This is a genomic window from Priestia sp. SIMBA_032, assembly GCF_046535215.1.
GTDB lineage: Bacteria > Bacillota > Bacilli > Bacillales > Bacillaceae_H > Priestia > Priestia aryabhattai.
The window spans coordinates 14271-34438 of record NZ_JAWRXD010000015.1 but is presented as its reverse complement, the minus strand read 5'-3'; the positions used below and the strand labels follow the sequence as shown (position 1 = coordinate 34438).

Genomic DNA, 20168 nt, shown 5'->3' with positions numbered 1-20168 from the left:
CTTTCATTAACATTAAATTTCTGGTCCTACCCTAACAGTACCCAATACATTGCTGCCAATAAATGCAGTATAAATTAAAAGCCCAGATGCTGGGGGAGGAACATTAAAATCGGATGCAGTAAATGTGAAAAGTTGAGGTCCTAAGAGATTTATATTTAAGGCTTCTGCTGAAGAATAAATGACGGGGTCGGTAAGAGATGTACCTCTAACAACTGTCAATGTAATAGTCGTTGCTACAGGGAGGAGTGGTAATTGGCAAGCTACTGTTTCACTCAATTGAGTACGAATAGGGCCAGTAGCACCTAAAACATTAAGGCCGACTTGTCCAAATAATCCTGGGGTGGAGAGAATAGTAATAGGAATAGAGATTGAATTAGCGATACTAGCATTCTGAGACGTTCTAGCATCTAATAAAGTGGTCATTTTATTACCTCTTTTCTAATCATCTTTATTATATGGTTCGCAATCCTTTTATGCTTGGACAAGCGTGGAAGGTAAAAAATATATGTTCTAATAAAAGATGGACTACCTATATAGATATTTGACAGTTGCGGATAATAAGAATTTGATTATGAATAGATAGAAGGAATACTTGGCATTCTTTCTATCTCAAACATTTTAGGGAGGAGGGAAAAAGATATATGCCTATTATTAAACCTGTTTATACAGCCACAAGTACAGTTACTGGAGATGTCACAGTAGCAACAACAACAAGTGTGACTCCTGCACCTGCAAGATTTACAGTATTCGTAACAGCACCAATGGTTGCTGGAGGAATCACGTCCATACCTGCAGGGAGTTTTATTGATGATACAGGAGCAGCAATCACAACCTTGCCTGCTGTAACAGCTAATTCTTACGCTAATGTATATATTAATGGGGTCATACAGCCTACCAGTGTATACACTCTGTCAACAACTGCTTTGAATATTGATGATGAGGTAACAGTTGGAGCACCTGTAATTGTAGAGTTTGTAACTCATACTGCAACCTCTACTTCAACACCAACTAGCACATTAGGTGTTACTACTATAATTACCACTTAATAGGGTTTAAAAAAGAAACGTAACAAAGCCTAGGCTTTGTTACGTTTCTTTTTGTTATACGGGGGGACGATTTACACCATTTAATGATTTGGTGATCTAAAACAATCCCTTAATTAATTAACGTTATCCTGTTTAAGACATAATCCCATGTTACATTACTATTTGGATCGTTAGGAACGTTAACTACACAGGTTCTACCCAATCCCCAATCTACTTCCCTAATCTCCTGTAGACCTTCTATTGGATTAAGGATAAGGACTTTAAAGCTTCCCTTCGTTAGTTGAGATAAAATGGATTCTAATTCAACTGCTTCTTGATAATTAGCCACCCATCTAACAAATAAAATGGATTGACTATTTTTAACTTTATCTAAAAATCTATCTATCCGAAAGTTGAGTGTTTTTTTAAAAGGTGGATAGGCTAAAAACCAAGGTTGATTCGGAATAATAGGAAAATCATGAGCAGAAAAAATTTTATAAACAGTATCTAGTACTAGATAGGATTTTATTGGTTTATGAAGCCCTTTATCAGGAAAAATAAAAACCCCTTCATCAGCATACATAGAAACGCCCTTATCATTTATCACACGCATGTTTTTAAGTTCCATGAATCCATTGAATTTATTTTTCAACAATCTATTTACGTCGGAAAGGAATGGAGAGTAATTCCAATCAAGTGGACTTGAGGCGAATCTTTTTAAATTAAGACGTTGAAATTGAAGCGCTGGATTACAGGCGCTTCCTAAACTAAACACAGCATCATAGGATCCTTTGATATCATGTAAGTTCAAATTAATCATTCTCCTACTTTTCTTTTGAGACTCTCCTATATAAGATGCTTAGTTGAGTAAATTTGCTTGGACAATTACTTTTATGTAAATCATATATATCCTAAAAACAGAAAAAAACTACTGTCTGCCCCAAAAGTAGTTTTTTCTCTCGTCTAATAGCAATGTATAAGCCGAAATCTATTGGAAGAGCAAGGAGGTTGCTCAATATTATGGTATGCAAAGTAATGAAAAGGGTTTGGACAAGTGCTGGTATTATTTTTTTATGGATAAATAATTTATATTTTTGATCATTTTATAGACATTAGTCTAAGCTATCTTACTAGTTTTACATAGGATATCCTTATATCACATAAAGACATCCTATTTCATATTTCCTCATCGGGACCTGTTACTAAAACCGCCAAAGTAACAGGTCTTTTTATATAGGATTCTTAAGCTATTAATAAGGACATAGAAATTGGTCAGGCGTGGATAATTCTACTTTTACCAGTTTGGGACGAACATTTTTCCTTCTTGTACATATTTTAAAGTAGAAACGTATGGGGGTGAGGAATATGTGTTGTTTCGGAGGTTTTAGTGGAGGTTACGGTGTAGGCCCTGGCTGCGGTTCAAGTGGAGGCTACGGTTTTGGTAGTGGTTTTGCTTTAATTGTTGTACTCTTTATTTTATTAGTTATCATTGGTTGTTCTTGTTTTAGTGGTAGTAGTTACTAAATAAGTACAGCTTGAAAATAGAAAACCTACTGGAACGGAGGGAACCAGTAGGTTTTCTTGTTAAAAGAACAGGGATTCTTGATGCCTTGTAACATCTTGAATAGTTTGCTCAAATTATTAGGACAGTATCCATACTAAGAGATTAATGAAAAAATAGGCCCATGAATCGATTATTTATTGCTTTTCCCGTTCTTTCTCAATACTAGTGGCTATTTTATTAATAGCTTCTGTTAAATGATCTATTTTCTTTTCAAAGCGCAATAAAAGGTAAAAAGTAACAACAATAGGAAAGCCAAAATTTCCAATAAGGTTAAGCCATTGTTCTATCTTAATTACCTTCTTTTAGATACCGTTATTTTATATAATATGCAGTCCAATTGAAAGCGTTTGGACATGTTCTAATATAAAAAAGGCTAGTTTCATTGTATATATACCTATGCTTGTCCTCTTTTATATGCATATCTTATTTATTAAGGAGGTGAATTCCTTGGCTAAAGAAAAATGTCTTTGTGAAGAGTTAGCGAATATTCTTAAAGGTGAGGCTGAACAAAAAAAGAACTTATGTAAGGTAACACGGGAGAGAAAAAATTTAAAGCCTACAATTCTTGGTCATCCTACAATTTCGGATATGGTAATCGATTTAGAGTTTAGTTTCGAACCTGTTGCTAAAAAGGATAAAACTTTGAATTTAGCAGAACTTGTTTTTTTACAAGAAGAAGTAAACCCTTTCTTAGAAGCGATCAAAAAGAGTGAACAAATATTAGTTACAGCTATACACAATCACTGGTTATTTGAAGAACCGAGACTTATCTATGTACATCTTGAATCAGTTCAAAATCCAATCGAATTTGCAAAAGAAGTTGCTCATGCTTTGAAAAAAGCGGGAGTTAAATAAACATATTCATAAAACCCATATCTTCAAATATTTCCCCCTCTTTGACAACCCTCTATTTCTTATATTTTAAAGATATACCTTATTTTTCATTTGAATGTTCTATTAAATAAGTTTTGGCTTGTACCAAATTCAATGTTTTTCATATTGTCTTTTATCTTTTTTAGGGGGTGATTTCATGTCTAGACACCGCACTTCTGATAGTTGTCGTACATCTTCAAATGAAACATCATCAAGTAATTTTATCTTAGATTCTTTGAGACAAGGGGACCGAATTCAAGTTTTTTCTGCTGGAATCCAAATTAATGGAACTGGTACTTTTATCCGTGTACAAGATGGATTTTTAACGTGGATAGATAGCTCAGGTAATATTAACACAACTAGCTTGGATGCTATTAGTATTAGCAGAGCAACTTAGACAGGCTTTAAAATGTACTAGATAATATGTTGACTTGGCTTGTATTGAGAATATCTATTTTTCAAGATAGATGTTATTAGTACAAGCTAATTTTATTGTTACGTATACCTTAATTTGGAGCTTCAGCGCACCTTTTACTTATCGTTATAATGTGTAAGGTGTTTTGTTTATTTTTATAATCTATTCAAGATTATTGTCTATAACATATATGATTATAATTTGTTCACCAAAATGTTGTTATATCAAGGTTTATAGAGTTTTATTCCTTCTTTATGTTAACTAAAGATGTATACGATATACAGGCTAAAAAGAGAAAAAACTACTGACTATGTTCAGTAGTTTTTTCTGTTAAAAGAATAGGGAACTTAATGTTGATGCCTCACGGCGTCTTGGGTAGTTTGCTCAAATTGTTAAATGTTATTCGTATAGACAATTTACGTAAAAATGGGTTAGTGAATATAATGAAATTAGAATGAATTGTATCTTAATATTGTAATTTCTTTAAACGTTCTTTTTTTTATGAAAACCTGATCTAAATACACCATCATAATGATTTTTCATGTTTATAGATAAAGCCGATGGGATTAATAATTTAATTAGCTTCATCTACTATAAATTTGATATTAGGAGGATATTTCCTTTGGATGTAAACCTATATAATATGACTCATGACTTTGAAAGGGTATTACGTAGAAGCAATGAATTTAAAAACTTAAAAAGTATATATAGGGAAGTTAATGCTGACCCAGAGACAAAAAAACTTTTTAATAAGTTCCACAATTTACAAATCGAATTACAAAATAAGCAAATGACAGGTCAGAAAATTATGCGGGATGAAATTGAAGAAGTCCAAAAAATAGGGGAAGTTGTTCAGAAAAATGAAATGATTGTACGATTGATAGAAGCTGAACAACGGATGAATATATTGATTATGGAATTAAATAAAATTATTACAAAGCCTCTTCAAGAACTTTATGGTAAATTTGAAGAAAGATAATTCAAAAGAAAAATTGTGTAAATATGAGAAACATATCCTTTATTCAGCAAAGTAAAACTCCTCACGGTTTTTAAATCTAATGAGTTTTACTTTGCTGAAATTTTTCACGAAAAGAATTAGGACATATATCCAGACTTCCGATGACTATTTTACATAAAATAAGAGCAGTATTGATAAAACTATATTTTTCTTATTTAAACTATGAATGATTAACAACAACCACTGTAACCATATGGGTAGCCATACCCGTAACCACCATATCCTCCATAAGGATAATGAATACAATACCTATATTATCCAATATGCATGTTTGTCCATTTAATATAAATGTACCCTAAGGTAAGATAACTATTTTTTGGTAATATATAAAGCTTATAAATTTCAAATAGAAAAGCCATCTATTACATCTAATGAATAACACCGAATTTTAATATATAAAATGTAGTTCCTAGGAGCAATAACAACTTTAAGTTGTTTCTAATTGCCTTAAGGAAAATTTTTGTTTAACTATTTAACGACTAAGGTCTGGTCCTGAATTTTTTGGTCTATTTATATTTGTACTTCTCATTCCTCTTAATTGATGTCTCTAAAAGTTTAATCTATTAAAGTTATTCCTTCTAATAGGGTATTCCAAATGGAAGGATTAGTACCATTTTCGCGAGAAACCTGAACCCAACAAATACCATCTTCAGCTGTTCCAAAATTCATATCCTTCACGCCCTGTAAGTTATCATCAACGGTTTCTATTAAAAGAAGATTAAAGTTACCATTAGTCATTTCAGCTAATATAGATTTTAGTATGACTATATCTTGATAATTTGTTGGCAGCCATTCGTGTCGTATAAACAAGGTTCGTTGACTTTGTGCAATTTGATTAAGGAATGTTTGAATGCGATGATTTAGTCTTACTTTATAGGAAGGATATTGTAGAAACCATTCTTGGTTCGGGATTATTGGGAAGTCATGAACAGAGTCGATGTTATATTGGGTATCTGTAATATAATGAGCTCTTACTGATTCATGAGTTCCAAATTTAAAAATAGGATATCCATTGTCGTCTATATAATTGGCTAATATATCTTTTTCAATCATATTTTCTAATTCCATAAAACCTTGAAATTTATTTTTTAGTAATTTATTTACATCAGAAAGAAAAGGGGTTTGAACCCAATCAAGTGGGAATGAATGCCTTCTTAAATTATGACGTTCAGAATAAAGTGCTGGACCACACCAACTCCCTAAGCCTGCTACTAAATTATAAGAGCCTCGCAGAGTTTGTAAATTCATACTATTCACTCCTATGCTTTCTTATATTATATAGGGGAGCATTCTAAATTGATTGGACAAGACAGAATATATTTATAATATTTTCCGATTTAAATGGTTTTTCATAGATTGAAATTTAAATTCCATACCCTAAGATTGGAGGGACGTTTGTACTGCATATTTTATGGTATCCAAGAAAAGCGAACAGGATTAAATGGGTGATTTTCATAACTATAAATAAGCTTTTGGCTTGTACTAAACTTAATTTTTTTCATAGTATATATTATTCCTTATCTTTTTTAGGAGGTGATTTCATGTCTAATGGCCATACCTTTGAAAGCAATGTTAACTCAAGTGATAACATTACGCCTTTAGAAGGAGCATCTTCAAATGATTTCGATTTTAATGGTTTAAGAAGAGGAGATCGGATTCAAATTTTTTCTTTTGGAAACCAAATTGATGGAAATGGTACTTTTATTCATGTACAAGATGGATTTCTAATTTGGACAGATAGCTCGGATAATATTAATACAACCAGTTTAGATGCTATTAGTATCAGCAGGGTAACCGGAACAGCTTAATTTAGAAGAGTTTCAAAAATGTATTGGATAAAGCTCTTTAAAGAACTTTATAATAAATTTAAGAAAGAAGGAGCATTCTATAAGCGAATGTTCCTTCTTTTATAATTTTAGGCAACAAAAATTAGGGTACGACAAGCAGTTGCTACTATATAGTAGGGCAAAAGCCACTAGTTTAGACGCAAAAATATTCATGTCAAAAAACGTTGGCTTGGTAACGGATTTGAAGGTTACATGAGAAGGGAGAAAGCGTCGAAATAGAGAATCGATACATGGTCTGGAGCACTGTTGGGGAAGATAAGTAAGATGAATGACAGTGAAGGTTTGTAAGCTTCGTAAATGTGAGCTCAGGACAGGGCCTAGATTTGTTTACGTATTGGCAAGAGAGAAGGTAGATACATAATACTCCTGTCATACGTCATGTATCTTGCCTGGGGTAAAGAATCTACTTAAGATGATTGTATCTATAGGATGATGAGCTCAGTAAACCCCTTATTATATGAGTAGGGAGACTGTACAATCAAATGACGTGACAGTGTATAAAGAATACAAGAGAAAGTGAACATAGGTATATGGAAAGTGAACAGAAAAGCATAAAACTGCATAACTGGATGAATACTATTTTCCTTATGGACAAACCCATGATAGATCTGAAATGAAACTGACCTCTTGCTGGTCCCTTATAGGTACATAAGGTTGTGGCTATTCTCTGATGAAAGAAAGATGCAGTTATGTGTACCTCTATTTGGAGTATGGGCGTACGTTTTATCTACCAATACGGTAGGATGAGGAGACGATAAAAAAACTTGCTATGGGAGGCAGGGGCAATGTTGCCCCTAACTTACTCGACTTGGTATGGCTAGATAAAATCTATAGAGTAAAGTAAAAAAACTATCCCCATGCAGAGGCATGTGTTTTCACATCATTAAAAATTATTTATTGAATTGAAGTCCTATATTAATTAATAATGCTTATATTTCTATATAAATAAATTTCAGCTAATATTTTTTATTTTTATTGGCTAGATATTGGGCATATTGAAGAGTATTCCTTACTACATCCAATTCAACATTCATAATGACAGGAGGACCTGGTCTCCAATTCACTTCAAAAATCCAAAGTCTTCCTTTTTCATCGAGTCCTACATCAATTCCTAACTCGTCAAATAGTGTATCCTGGTATAGAGATTCAAAATGGTTAGAAAAACTTACAGCAAATTGTTCAAGATGCTTTTGGACATTGTAGTAGTTATCCCCAAATTCCTGTTTTAAAAAGATATCCGGAATACAAGTATAGCCACCGTTGCCTAGGTTTGAAGCTATACTACCCATTTTACCTATCCTTGGATATATAGACGTAATTAACCAATTGCCGTTTCCGCCTTTTTGTACATGTAATCTAAAATCATATACATTCCCTAATTTTGTCTTACATGTTATAAATTTTTGTACTAAGTAAGTGTCCTGTTTTATATGACTATCGATAAACTTTTCTAGTTGATTTTCACTAAATATGGAGTCCTGTTCATCTTTACTAATTTTATAACTGTCACCTATCTTTTCTATATAGAAAATACCAGCTCCTTTATGTCCGGATAAGGGTTTTACAATTATTTTTGTGTAGTTTTCCACCATATTTAGCAATACTCTATAATTAGTTAATTCTGAAGTAGGAATAAGGTACTGATTAAATTTTTTAGCCTTATTCACTTTGTTATAAACAGTTAATTTATCCCCAACGGAGTGACTGGTGAATGGAATTATATTCCTTAATTCATCTACTATATCTGCTGCTTTATCACTTATAGGGGGGCTGGCATTATAAATAACATCAGGATAAGAATATCTTTTCTCTATCCATTTTCCTTTTTCGTATGTTTTACCTAAAATAGTACGTTTTTCCAAATTAACTTTCCCTGGAGTGAAATAAAAAAAATCTATACCTTCGACTTTTGCTACTGCAGCGAAAGCATAAGCTTTTCTAACATTTATTGGGTCCTTACGATGATGAAGCATGCCGATTGATGCCATAGCAATCATCCTTTCTTCTACTCTTACTTGTTTAGGTATATTCATCAAATTCGTATATTATTTACATTTGGACGAACCTTGGTTGTCTTTTTTTTATATCATAGAGTGAGAGAACATTTTTGATCGGATAGGATGAGGGATAATTTATGGATACTATTGTCTTTATTGAAACAAATAAATCAGGATCGAGTCGGGAAGCAATTAAGGCAGCAAATAATCTTAATTTCTTTACGGTTTTGTTAACTTGTAGAAAAAAATTTCTTAAAGATCGAAGTGAATTTCCAGATGTGCATGAGATGATCTTTACTGATATAAATGATTATGATAATTTAGTCATGGTAATCGAAAAATTAAAAAAAACAAGAAAAAATATAAAAGGAATTTTTAGTTTCATTGACCCTTTTGTTTATGTGGCTGCACGTCTGTCAGAGGAGTTCTGTCAGAGTGATATATCCACTGACGCAATCTATCATATGGAAGATAAGATATTGACTCGTAATGTGCTAAAGGAATTACCCATTTCACTTAATTATTTAATTTATAAACCAACAGAATCGTTATCTTCATTTCTTAAAACTAAAGAGATAAATTTTCCCCTTATTGTTAAGTCCCCTAAATCAACAGGATCAAAGGATGTATTGTTAGCGAAGGATGAGAGTGAGTTAATATCATCTATGCATACTCTTTTAAAAAAGCTACCTAACGAGGAAATCTTACTCGAGGAATACGTAGATGGCCCTCAGTACTTAGTTGAGGTGTTAGTTCATAATGAAAGGGTTCATATTATTGCGGTAATTGAACAAGAAATTACCCTTTTTGAGCGTTTTATCGTCACTGGTTATTCTTTGCTAGGGAAATTGAATGGTAGCTTATCTCATAGTCTTTTTAATGCTGTTAGTTCCATTATACAGGCCTTTGGTATGAAAAATGGAGCCTGTCATTTGGAGCTTCGTAAAGCAACTGAAGGTTGGAAATTAATTGAGATAAATCCAAGAATATCGGGTGGAGCTATGAATCGTATGATTGAAATCGGACATGGAATTAACTTAGTACAAGAGACTATGCAATTAATGATGGGACACGAACCTGCCTTGACTAAAAAGGATTATAAATATGTATACGCTCATTATTTAACAGTTGAGTCTAAAGGAAAACTAATTCAAGTTACGGGAAAAGAACGTAGTTCTAACTACCTAGGCATAGAAGAGGTTTATATAAAGCCTAAAAAAGGAGCAATTTTACAGCCACCTACATCAATGGGGCATCGTTATGGTTACATTTTAGCGTCATCATATTATAAAGAAACTGCTAAAAGAAGGGCTTTAGAGGCAGCAAAGGAAATCTCCTTTAAAATTGCAACAACAGATTTAACATAGATACGATGCTGTAGTAGATACAGTATTATGGAAGTGTTCTTTTTAAACAACACTAAGTTTAACATTGGCCTTAGGGCTTCCTTTAGCTGTATTTATATTAAAATAAATCATTGTATATGGTATAGAGTATGAAAACAAGAAAAACCGCTGGGGCTACTCAGCGGTTTTTTCTGCTCTATTGCTGCAAGGATTTTCGTAGATGCCTCACGGCATCATCTATAGTTTATTCATTCATATAATACATTTGACTTATGTTACAAGGATCCAAACAAAGTATTAATTTGACGAGTATCATTAGATGCAATACTTTCAATTTGAATAATGTCTTTCTCACTAAACTTAATGCCAAGCATTCTGAATATACTTCTTACACAACGAAGAACATCAATTGTTTCTGCTCTAGTACCTCCAACTACAAGTCTAATAAGATTTTCATTTACATTAATTTTTGTTTGAGAGTAGTCATTAATATTGATTCCTTTTTGAGCAATACTATTTAAAATATAGCCTAAAGTACGATCATTTGTTGTAAATTTAAACTGAGTTCTTATGTTAAAGTCAAATTTTTCATCGTTCATTCTTGTGTTTATTCTCCTTTCATAACAGATACTGGTGGTAGAATACAGAAAGAGTTTAGAAGAAAAAAAAGCTACTGGCCTAAACAGTAGCTTTTCCTCTTGTTATACTGGGTTATATGACCTGATATTTAACGAGTTTTTGGATAGGTTGCTCAAATTATGGGTTAATATTTAGGGTGAAAAATTAATTTAAAAGCGAGTCCGTAAATCAATTATTTATCACTTGTCCAATCTAGAAGGTTCTTCATAATAATTTCAATCTTTGTTATGACATCCACAACGATGTGTTCTTTTGATCATCTTCGAAAATGTCTTTTAACAGTTTTTCAAAGGCTTTTTGTAGGATGGACTGACAGTTGTTTTTGTGTTCATGTTTTTTTCATGGTATTCACTCACTTTAGTCACTCCTTTTTTTCTCACAATATAATATTTCTTAATCAAGAAAGTGCTTGTGTACTTGTCCATTAGCATATGAATTCTATATGAAGACAATCTCAAAATAATTTACTTTAGATATGTTTATTATGTTAACTAAGATTGTATATCATACACAGCTTAAATTTAATCAAGGAATTGAATATAGAAACTATCAGGAGTGATAGTTTCTTTAATTTGAAATCCTCTCATAATACACATTGGACATTCGATAATAAAATGACCGCTTTTTTTAGGATGATAGAAACCGGCACGGTGGAGCCAGGCATGAAACATAGATCCAGTGAGAAACTTAATATTCAAATCTGAACTATCAAGCTGCGCCGGGTTAACGATAAGGGATAGGGGAACTTGACTTTGTGCTAAAGTTGTTAAAGCAAAGATGGTGGAAGAATTTGCAGGGAATGAAATATTTGAAAAAATTTTTGCCGGGGGAGCCAGTCCAAATCCATTGTCACGTATGAGTCGAGTAAATTGATCCATGGCGATATTAGTAGCGGCTAATCCATTATTAATGGGTAACCCTAGATACCAAGTTGGTCGTAAATTTCTGATGGCGTATAAATTAGTGCAATTTGCCAATTGGGAGATCCCATTATTAGAGCCTCCATTCCATTTTTCAGTTAGATGTTGAAACCATTGAAATAGCACACCGTTAATAGCATCACGAATCCATTGTTGTTGGGCTAAGGTAAAACGGTTATCAATATCAAAATAAATGAAGAGTGGTAAGTCGGATATGCCAGGTGGTTCAGGTACAGAAAAGGCTATCTTTGTGAATGTGCTGGAATAGGGAGGTACTAAGGAGTTTATTTGTAATACATCTTGCAGAATCAATTTCATTATAATTAGAGTTCGTTTTACACTATGAAACATTTTTATTTTATCCTTTCATAGAAGATACTTGTACTAGTGGGGTATGTAACCAAATGAAAAAGGTTTGGAGATGGTTAAATACAGAAAAAGCCATTGTAATTATTGATTACAACGGCTTTTGTTTCCAAATTAAAATAGGGCATTTAGTTAAGCCGTTGTTATAGCCTGAATCTCATTAGCATTTACTGTGACAATATTTGTGCTAGCATTTGTCCCAGTACCTGTTCTAGTTGCAAAAGAAGCTAAATTAGTTGTAGCATTAAAGCTTGAAAATACAAGATTAGTAAGTGTAGCACCGCCTACGACTAAGGTTGGAACTGGTGTTCCAGGATCTAAGATTCTTAATAAGTCCCTAATCATCCTTTGTATCCCCCCTTATTGCAATAAATTAAATATAAATTATGAATTTACATTTGATTTATTATATGTAAATTTCAAGTAAGGGCTTGTACTATTTCATTATTTTAATAGTATTTTTATTTTTTAGAAGTTAGTTTACTGGGAATGAACAACGTATATAATGTAAAATAGAAAAAACTATCATGGGAGTAGATAATTTTTTTGATACATAATCTACTTAAAGATTATTGATGCCCTAAGGTATCTTGAGTAGCTTTCTTCGTTATCAGGAATTTATGTATAGAAAGAAGAAAAAACTACTTCTTCCCCAAAAATAGTTTTTTCTTCAACTCCATAGCAATGGAACGCCCTCTAATGGAAGAGGAGGAGGTTAATGCAATGCTCAATTTATAATATGCAAAATAATAAAAAAGGTTTGGACAAGCGCTGGTTTTATATAAAACTTTTACTATCTTCTTTGTATCCTTTTTCTATAAAATTTATTATGTTAACTTAAAATGTATACAGTACTCATTTTTAAATAAAAAATACTTTAGAAAAATAAAAACAATCTAAAGTATTTTTATATAAATTGTCCCTATTAGTAATTAAATTCCCTTATTTATCTTGTTGGAGAAGGGAATTTAGCAACTTCAAAATGTGTACTAATTACATTATTGGTATCCGTTAAGATCATACATCTAAATTACTTTGAGCAAAGATATCAACTCTATCTCCACCTTCTAACTTAAGAATAGTAGAAACATTTACTGCATTAGCGAAAATTACTCCTCAACGAAGAAATCACTATTGATAGCGATAGCAGGGTTTCCATTTATTTAAATTCCTACCTGTGCTCTTTAATCTAATGTAGGAACGTTAGGAAGAAGTGAAATAGTCCAAAGGCTTAAATATACACCGGCTTTTTGATCTTGCAATTGATGGCCATTCCATTACAGGAATGCAAGATATTTTGTTCAAAGAAGTGAACACAGTTAAGAATCAGAGACGCAGCATTTTACAAAAATTAAACGTTTTTTCGATGGAGGAAACGATCGGTTTTATAAAAAAGCTACCCAGACTTCTTCTCAAAACTTCACGAATTATCATCAAGAAATCTTTCAAAAACTCGTTAAAACTTCATAAAAGTTGAGGGGACGTTGAGTGCACAGCAGGTCAACATGTGCAAAAAAAGCACCAAAATTGATGTCAGTACTAGATCAATAGTAGGCGTTTTTCTTCTTTTTAGGTAAACAGCATGTCGACAGACTGGAAGTTTTCGTGATATCACCTTTTTCGAGATGAAAACATTGTTTTGCTGGGCTCTGCCCAGCATATCACAGTCATGGGATATCAAAAACCCCTTATGCTCTTCCTTATTCATACTGGAAATTTTAAAATTTGACAAAAAGAAATGATTAAATTGAAGAGTATAGGAATGCCTTAAGTGATTCTAAAATGATTTAAGGGAGTTAGAGGACCAAGGACGAGTAGATAGCGAGCAAACAAATAGGCAACTCGAACAGTTGCAAGCCAGCTTTGATAAGCAAGCCGAGCAAATGAAAAAACACATAGAGAGCCGTGATAAAGAAATGATGGAATACATTCGCTCATCACAAAAACAACAGCAACAACATTTACTTGAAACAGCAGCGGCTCAGGAAAAAGGGAGAGAAAATAAAAACGGCTTCTTTGCTCGTCTTTTTGGGAACTAAGACGAATAAAGAAGCGCTGGTGCAATCTATTTCATTACAGTACCATCGTTTTATGAAATAGAGAAGGATAATTGAGTTATTCTATACTTGTTCACTAATTCCTGTAAAAAGGATTTAAAAAAAGTGCTAGTACTAAGCATAAGTTCAAAGAGCATTTTTAATAAATGATACATGTTCGAAAGATAAGAAACTTTAATGAGTGTATAAAGATTGCAAACAGAATGATCGTAGCAAGTCAAGATGCACAAAATTATACACAACTATCTTAAATCACACTTCACAAAAACAAAACAGTCAATATATTATGTAGTGGCTCTTTTACTTTATTATACTTATTTTTAGAGATGGATAGCTTAATTAAACCAAGAGCACTAAAATCATAGCTGCTATTAGAAAACACCCTTTCATGACTGATGAAAAGGGTGTTTTTTCGTAAAAAGTGAAGGATGTAAACAAGCTAATTTTAGAAAGTTTACATAAAGTTTTGTGGGATAAAAACTTATATACTATCTTATTAATATTATGAATTAAGTTGTTGCTTATTTTGCATTTTCTTCCTATAAAACATTAGGCGAGCAATTTTGCAACTTGTACATATAATAAAGAAAGAATATTGTAGGTGGTGAAAGTATGGGTAACTTTGGAGGCAGCTTCGCTTTATTAGTGGTACTTTTTATTTTATTAGTTATTGTAGGTTGTTCTTGTTTTGGTGGAGGGTACTAAGAATATAAATGACCTGTAAAGTTCGTGGGTCTTATTTTACTATAGGACTTACGAACTTTGTTTTCCGCCTTAAATCGTTAACCCCTTTGTAAGATTTACATATATAAGTAGTGGATACCGGCGTCCACATCAGTACATATTAATCATCTTTATCTAGGGGGCATACTTATCTTGGTATGGCTTTTAAAACTTTTTAATTAAGTTGCCCAATGTCATGATAAAAGTGATGCTACAAAGAAAGTAAAAGGTTGGTATAAACAAATAAAACTTATATAAACATTTTCTATAATTTAACATACACTGAATTATCCTAAGACTCATTATATATACCCCTTCAGTATTGTAGACTGTTTTCCGCTCTCAGTCTGCTTACATATTCAATCGTCATAAGGACAAAAAACAGAGCCTTTGGTACTCACTTGGGCTCTGTTTTGCAATGATTACCATCTGCCAAAACAACTACATCCGATAATGATAAGAAGGATAAATAGCACAACTAGGAAGGCAAAGCCCCCGCCAAATCCATATCCGCCACATTCAGACATATAATAAACACCCCTTTGTATTTTTTATATTAGATGAAAATAATTAGTGGATAGGGTACAGCACATTTTTAGTATATGTCTGAGTGGTTATATGGTTTATCGCTCTTGTAAAATAGGCCTTTGTCCCACATATTAAGCTTTTATAAGTTTCTAAGCTCATATGATCGTTATTTATTAAGGAAAATACGACTTGAGACAGGGCAGTTCCTTTTTTAAAGCTATATCCGACATAATGATCCCCCACTATAAATTGGGTGATATCAGGGGTTTATAGAGGGGGGGAATAAAATATAAGGACCCCACAAAATTTCTTAAGCAATTATAACGTTATTTTTTAAGAAATTTTGTAATGAAGGGGCTGAACTGATTAAACAATCCCTTTGCTTGCTGCGCAGTACCAGCAATCTTGTCAAAATCTAAATTTCCATCTGATGTACGAAAATAGGACAATAGACTTGGGTTATTTTGTTTTGTATTAGGACGCTGAAATTGATGTGGAAAAAAAGGGTTTATAGGTCGACGTGTTCTTCTATACATTAAATTAAGGATCTCCTTTTAGTTATGTTAATTTTATAATATGTACAAGGAGTAAGAATGATCGCCTAAAATAATAGTTTTAAATAAAGGTAACCACTGAATTAAAAAGGCTAGCTTTATTAAGATACTTGGGAATTATGCTTACTAATTCATTGGGGATTTATACAAGTAAGGCAAATCTAAATTTCTATACATCTAAAAAATATTTTATTAAGTTATTACCTTTTACTTTTTTTCTCATACCTTGTTACATACAAAAATAAGAGGTGATTCATATGAAGTATATGGATATGCTTGCCTTACTAGGGGTTGGTGGGGCCCATCCTGGCGGTTTACATTTAACAAAACAGTTGTTAGAAAAAGAGGAAATAAATAGCGATACCTCCATATTAGATATAGGTTGTGGTACAGGACAAACATCCGCATACCTATATTGCAGATATGGATGTGAAATAACAGCATGTGATATAAATGCAACTATGGTACAAAAGGCAAATAAAAGATTTGAACAGTTAAAATTACCCTGCAAGGCTACAATTGAAGATATAGAGAATCTCTCATTTGATAACGAGTCATTTGATATCATTCTGTTAGAATCTGTTGTTTCCTTTACAAATATTTCCTCTTCGTTAAAGGAATGTAAACGGGTGCTAAAAAAGGAAGGAATTATCTTAGCTATTGAAACGGTAAAAGAACCACAAATGACAGAACAGGATGAACGTTTAGTTTCGGAATTTTATCATTTTCAATCCATCCCTAATGAATTGGAATGGGTCGAATATTGGAAAAAGGCAGGCTTTTCCACTGTGGTAAGTAGGCGTGAGTATAAAGTGGAAGTGGAAGATGAAGAGCAAAATATTGATTTTGGAACAGAGTTTGATTTATCTGATGAAATCCCTTCAAATGTTTATGATTTACTTGATGATCATGAAAGATTAACTAAAAAGTATCAAAATTTATTAGGATTTCGTATATTTCGTTGTATTTCCTAATTTTCAAGACACTCGTCCAGACATTTAGGACTTCCTTTTCATATCATATCAGATAAAAAGGGGGTTCTAATAATGAGCGGCGGAAACTATTATCAACTTTGTCATCGACACCGTGGACGTACCGTAAGAATTAATGATCGTTATGGTCGAACGCATCTTGGACGTATTACAAGGTTAACTCCAAGTCATGTTTATATCCAGCCTATGAGACGTAGAAATGGTATTGGCTATGGTTTTTATGGTGGGGGTTTTTATGGGTTTGGAGCACCTTATGCTGTAGCACTGGGAGCAATTACAGGTCTTGCATTAGCTTCATTGTTTTTCTGGTAAAAGTACGAAATTAACATCATAATGAGTTTTATCAGAAGAAACAGCCATTGGAATTAATCATTTCAACGGCTGTTTTTATATCTAACCATGTCCAAGCTCCTTCAGTTGGGGTGTAGAAAAACTGACCCATAAACTTAACCCAATGATTTTGGATAGGTTAGCTTCTTCTATTTTGTTTTACAGGACAGGCTATTAAAATAGGTGATGCTTGTTAATTGCTCTTAATTACCTGTGGTTAGTAAATTGATTAATCATTTTATTTTATATTCTTTGTGCTCGAAGTTCCCGCTAGGACCTACCCTTTTTTGAATGAGGAAAAGTATTAGCATTTAAAGAAGATTATAATTCCAGTTACAAAAAATTTTATAACTCATCTTGTAATGCCGTTATAAAAAAGGAATACAAGAAAATCTCTAAGCTTTTTATTCTCCTGAAGAGGTGGCGTTACAATTAAGTATTCAAAGACAAACAGTAATTAAGTATGGTACGCTAGAACTTTTGAAAATGGGAGTTTTATATTCCATAAAGATGACAAAGGTAACAGATCTTACACCGATACAAGCGTTTCAAAGTTCAGAAGAGTTACAGAAAAAAAAACGTTATAACTCTTGAAACGTTCAGGAAAGGCCTAATACCAACATATAATAAAGTTTTTATAATTCTATGCGCTACAGAAATATCTACTGAAAATGGGCATTATAATAACGGTGCGAACGAAAAATTAAATGGGCATGGACTCAATTTAAACTTTTAGAACATGTAGAGAACATCAGAAAGAGAGTAAGGAGGAAATGCTGCCCATTGCCTTAGATAAAGTAGCAGTTGCTAAACAAGAGGAGCAAAAAATCGTTGTAAAGGTGAGCGAGCTTATTAACAAAATAAAAAGCAACCTCCAGTCGTCAGTAGAGGTTGCCTTTAGAACATCATCATTATGGAATTATATATTAACATCTTTTTCTAAAAAAAGCTATCTCTGTTGGGATATTGCATATGTATAAAAAGCTGCATAAAGAAGAAACAAGGCCCCATCTAGAACCCAAGAAGGTTCTTTTGGGTGATGTGTTCCGAAATGAGACATTATGGTAACTAGCCCTGTATATCATATCCAGCCTGAAAACAGAAAAACTACCTATCAGCCAAAGATAGTTTTTCTGCTAAAAGAATAGGAATTTTAAAGTGGTAGATGCCTTACGGCGTCTCGAGTAGTTTGCCCGGGCTATAGAGTTTTATTCATTTCCTATTTTGTATCATAGTAGCTTTTACATTTTGAGAAGACAAAGGTTTCCTGATAGAATGCATGAATTGTATAGCCGTCTTTCAATAAGCACACGGTAAGATCTTGGATGGATGTGTCATTTTCACAAGCTGGAGGAATTGTGCCTATGGAAGGATTAATAAGGATCACTCTGCCAGTTGTTTGATTGAATGTCACAAATATTACATTGCAATGGCGATAGCAATTTCCGCGAAAATGATGTTCCAAAGACATATCAACACTTCCCTTCGTAAGACAAGATATATAATTATGATATGTAATTCAATGAAAAAAGCTTGGACGATTTTTGCTCCTTCTATGAAAATTAGAAATCGTTAGAAAAGAAAAAACTAATGTTTATCACTAGGCAGCAGTTTTTTCTTTAACATAGTAGCAATATAGGAACTCGGGATCTATTGGAATAGCAAGGAGGTTGCTCAATATTATGGTATGTAAAGTAATAAAAGGGTTTGGATAAGTGCTGGCGTTATTTTTTATGGATAAATAATTATATTTTTAATGATTTATACAACTTATTTATAAAGTATATATAATGTATTACAACCTTTTCATCTTCCTTAGCCATGTTCTCTTTTTAAGAACATGGCTTTTTTATTTCTTAGAGTGCTGATTATGTTAACTAATCTTCCTCTAAAGTAAGTTCGAAAATAAGCTGGTAATTACGGTTAGTTAAGTCAATTTCAATGATTTGAAAATCTTCTCCGTACCAATCCGTTTCAGTAATAATTAATTTGGCCGTAATGAAATAAAATTCATCCGAAAAATGAGGACGGAACGTATTTCCTAGGTCTTTCCCTGCTGTCTTATACTTTTTGAATTCCCGCAAGTACAATTCTGCATAAAATGGATTGTCTTTCCAAAAAAATCTAGCATTCTTTTCGACATGTGATTGGATATAGGTATCACGCTCTTTAGTGCTCATTTTCCTTATATGGCGAGGGTAGTCTAAGATGTGACCTTCGATAAATGATCCCTTTTCATCATGGAAGAAATCACCACACAGCCCTTCAATCGAAAAGTCATCAATATGCGCTCTGATACCAAAATCCTCTTGTTCTTCTAATTCTCGGTTAACAAGAATAGTAAGTACTTCTTTTTCATTCTCAGCTTTAGCAACGGCAAAAAAGGACATACCTGCACTGATAGCAAATAGTTTGGTCACATCGTGTCCCCCCGGATTTTAATTTGTTAATTCTCCCTATGATATTCAAGATTTCTGTTATAGGTAATTAATTACTAAATAACCATTTTAATCTTGGTTATTGTCTATGGTAATTATATCCTTTAATTATCACTTATTTGAGTGCGCACTCATTCTAGGAGGAAGCTTAATATGCTTAAAACACTGCTTGGATTTAAGCGTTTAAATGCTGATATACCAGAAGAATTATTTAAAGAATTTGCTAAGAGATGTATTGAAGAAGGTATGAGCAAAAAAGATTCTCTTGTTCAGCTTTTGGAGAAAGAATTCTTTAAGAATTCAAAAAAGTAGAAGGTGACAACAAAATAAAAGGGCACTTTCCCATCAAGGAAAGCACTCCATGTAGAACTCATAAAGACCTTTATTATAATATGGGGTGCCCTCAAAAAATGGAAGGGTCTTATCATGGATCGAACTAAAAATTATTGATAGGTATTGAAAATGATTTAAGTGTAGCTTCCGATTTAATTCATTATATTAACTAAAAATATATATCATATACAGCTAAAAAAGAA

The 20168-nt window shown here is 32.8% G+C and carries 24 protein-coding genes; 13 read left to right on the top strand and 11 right to left on the bottom strand.

All coding sequences use genetic code 11. The features are described 5' to 3' along the window. Window positions 1–12: 12 nt before the first annotated feature. Complete coding sequence (locus tag SB717_RS26275) at window positions 13–423, bottom strand: hypothetical protein (RefSeq protein WP_410905435.1); 411 nt, start codon at window positions 421–423, stop codon at window positions 13–15. Window positions 424–641: 218 nt separating this feature from the next. Here SB717_RS26275 and SB717_RS26270 point away from each other — a divergent pair, with 218 nt between their 5' ends. After that, the gene (locus tag SB717_RS26270) at window positions 642–1046 is read left to right on the top strand and encodes a DUF4183 domain-containing protein (RefSeq protein ID WP_074684364.1); all 405 of its coding nucleotides are present in this window, start codon (window positions 642–644) and stop codon (window positions 1044–1046) included. Between the two features lie 109 nt (window positions 1047–1155). Here the strand turns inward: SB717_RS26270 and SB717_RS26265 are convergent, their stop codons facing one another. Further along, window positions 1156–1845, bottom strand: coding sequence for a DUF1796 family putative cysteine peptidase (locus tag SB717_RS26265; protein WP_074684365.1), 690 nt, complete (start codon window positions 1843–1845; stop codon window positions 1156–1158). A 545-nt stretch (window positions 1846–2390) separates the two neighbouring features. Between SB717_RS26265 and SB717_RS26260 the strand changes: the two genes are divergently transcribed. Next, window positions 2391–2549 (top strand): YjcZ family sporulation protein, encoded by a 159-nt coding sequence (locus SB717_RS26260; protein WP_098622537.1) that lies wholly within the window; start codon window positions 2391–2393, stop codon window positions 2547–2549. Window positions 2550–2723: 174 nt separating this feature from the next. Here SB717_RS26260 and SB717_RS26255 read toward each other — a convergent pair whose 3' ends face one another. Beyond that, a complete protein-coding gene (locus SB717_RS26255; RefSeq protein ID WP_372587296.1) occupies window positions 2724–2810 on the bottom strand; it encodes a hypothetical protein in 87 nt (28 codons plus the stop codon). A gap of 226 nt (window positions 2811–3036) precedes the next feature. Here SB717_RS26255 and SB717_RS26250 point away from each other — a divergent pair, with 226 nt between their 5' ends. The 3 genes from SB717_RS26250 (at window position 3037) to SB717_RS26240 (ending at window position 4856) form a co-directional block, all read left to right on the top strand. After that, complete coding sequence (locus tag SB717_RS26250) at window positions 3037–3444, top strand: DUF1259 domain-containing protein (RefSeq protein WP_255285459.1); 408 nt, start codon at window positions 3037–3039, stop codon at window positions 3442–3444. A 175-nt stretch (window positions 3445–3619) separates the two neighbouring features. Continuing rightward, window positions 3620–3859, top strand: a complete 240-nt coding sequence (locus tag SB717_RS26245) for a hypothetical protein (RefSeq protein ID WP_410905433.1) — start codon at window positions 3620–3622, stop codon at window positions 3857–3859. A 640-nt stretch (window positions 3860–4499) separates the two neighbouring features. Then, window positions 4500–4856 (top strand): YlbF/YmcA family competence regulator, encoded by a 357-nt coding sequence (locus tag SB717_RS26240; RefSeq protein WP_410905431.1) that lies wholly within the window; start codon window positions 4500–4502, stop codon window positions 4854–4856. Between the two features lie 594 nt (window positions 4857–5450). Here the strand turns inward: SB717_RS26240 and SB717_RS26235 are convergent. Further along, window positions 5451–6143, bottom strand: coding sequence for a DUF1796 family putative cysteine peptidase (locus tag SB717_RS26235; protein ID WP_410905429.1), 693 nt, complete (start codon window positions 6141–6143; stop codon window positions 5451–5453). A 293-nt stretch (window positions 6144–6436) separates the two neighbouring features. Between SB717_RS26235 and SB717_RS26230 the strand changes: the two genes are divergently transcribed. Further along, the gene (locus tag SB717_RS26230) at window positions 6437–6703 is read left to right on the top strand and encodes a hypothetical protein (RefSeq protein ID WP_258356195.1); all 267 of its coding nucleotides are present in this window, start codon (window positions 6437–6439) and stop codon (window positions 6701–6703) included. Window positions 6704–7698: 995 nt separating this feature from the next. Here SB717_RS26230 and SB717_RS26225 read toward each other — a convergent pair. Beyond that, window positions 7699–8730, bottom strand: coding sequence for a YheC/YheD family endospore coat-associated protein (locus tag SB717_RS26225; RefSeq protein WP_410905427.1), 1032 nt, complete (start codon window positions 8728–8730; stop codon window positions 7699–7701). 146 nt (window positions 8731–8876) lie between these two features. On the opposite strand from SB717_RS26225, the gene SB717_RS26220 reads away from it, so the two are divergent. Then, a complete protein-coding gene (locus tag SB717_RS26220; protein ID WP_258356193.1) occupies window positions 8877–10106 on the top strand; it encodes an ATP-grasp domain-containing protein in 1230 nt (409 codons plus the stop codon). Window positions 10107–10360: 254 nt separating this feature from the next. Here SB717_RS26220 and SB717_RS26215 read toward each other — a convergent pair whose 3' ends face one another. From SB717_RS26215 to SB717_RS26205, 3 genes are all read right to left on the bottom strand, one after another. After that, a complete protein-coding gene (locus tag SB717_RS26215; protein ID WP_074684413.1) occupies window positions 10361–10684 on the bottom strand; it encodes a hypothetical protein in 324 nt (107 codons plus the stop codon). Between the two features lie 561 nt (window positions 10685–11245). Beyond that, window positions 11246–11995, bottom strand: coding sequence for a hypothetical protein (locus SB717_RS26210; RefSeq protein ID WP_335403158.1), 750 nt, complete (start codon window positions 11993–11995; stop codon window positions 11246–11248). A 147-nt stretch (window positions 11996–12142) separates the two neighbouring features. Then, window positions 12143–12355, bottom strand: a complete 213-nt coding sequence (locus tag SB717_RS26205) for a hypothetical protein (RefSeq protein WP_029319813.1) — start codon at window positions 12353–12355, stop codon at window positions 12143–12145. A 1538-nt stretch (window positions 12356–13893) separates the two neighbouring features. Here SB717_RS26205 and SB717_RS26200 point away from each other — a divergent pair. After that, a complete protein-coding gene (locus tag SB717_RS26200; RefSeq protein WP_176547911.1) occupies window positions 13894–14049 on the top strand; it encodes a hypothetical protein in 156 nt (51 codons plus the stop codon). A gap of 630 nt (window positions 14050–14679) precedes the next feature. Continuing rightward, a complete protein-coding gene (locus tag SB717_RS26195; RefSeq protein WP_074684410.1) occupies window positions 14680–14772 on the top strand; it encodes a YjcZ family sporulation protein in 93 nt (30 codons plus the stop codon). Between the two features lie 440 nt (window positions 14773–15212). Here SB717_RS26195 and SB717_RS26190 read toward each other — a convergent pair whose 3' ends face one another. Continuing rightward, complete coding sequence (locus SB717_RS26190) at window positions 15213–15317, bottom strand: YjcZ family sporulation protein (protein WP_074684409.1); 105 nt, start codon at window positions 15315–15317, stop codon at window positions 15213–15215. Between the two features lie 327 nt (window positions 15318–15644). Beyond that, window positions 15645–15854 (bottom strand): YppG family protein, encoded by a 210-nt coding sequence (locus tag SB717_RS26185; protein WP_074684408.1) that lies wholly within the window; start codon window positions 15852–15854, stop codon window positions 15645–15647. A 275-nt stretch (window positions 15855–16129) separates the two neighbouring features. On the opposite strand from SB717_RS26185, the gene SB717_RS26180 reads away from it, so the two are divergent. From SB717_RS26180 to SB717_RS26170, 3 genes are all read left to right on the top strand, one after another. Beyond that, window positions 16130–16846 (top strand): class I SAM-dependent methyltransferase, encoded by a 717-nt coding sequence (locus SB717_RS26180; RefSeq protein WP_410905424.1) that lies wholly within the window; start codon window positions 16130–16132, stop codon window positions 16844–16846. A gap of 72 nt (window positions 16847–16918) precedes the next feature. Then, complete coding sequence (locus SB717_RS26175; RefSeq protein ID WP_098622523.1) at window positions 16919–17176, top strand: hypothetical protein; 258 nt, start codon at window positions 16919–16921, stop codon at window positions 17174–17176. A 791-nt stretch (window positions 17177–17967) separates the two neighbouring features. After that, window positions 17968–18174, top strand: coding sequence for a hypothetical protein (locus tag SB717_RS26170; RefSeq protein ID WP_074684405.1), 207 nt, complete (start codon window positions 17968–17970; stop codon window positions 18172–18174). An 897-nt stretch (window positions 18175–19071) separates the two neighbouring features. Here SB717_RS26170 and SB717_RS26165 read toward each other — a convergent pair. Beyond that, window positions 19072–19614 (bottom strand): hypothetical protein, encoded by a 543-nt coding sequence (locus SB717_RS26165; RefSeq protein WP_410905422.1) that lies wholly within the window; start codon window positions 19612–19614, stop codon window positions 19072–19074. Window positions 19615–19785: 171 nt separating this feature from the next. Here SB717_RS26165 and SB717_RS26160 point away from each other — a divergent pair, with 171 nt between their 5' ends. Beyond that, the gene (locus SB717_RS26160) at window positions 19786–19944 is read left to right on the top strand and encodes a hypothetical protein (protein WP_176547910.1); all 159 of its coding nucleotides are present in this window, start codon (window positions 19786–19788) and stop codon (window positions 19942–19944) included. The last annotated feature ends 224 nt before the right edge of the window (window positions 19945–20168 follow it).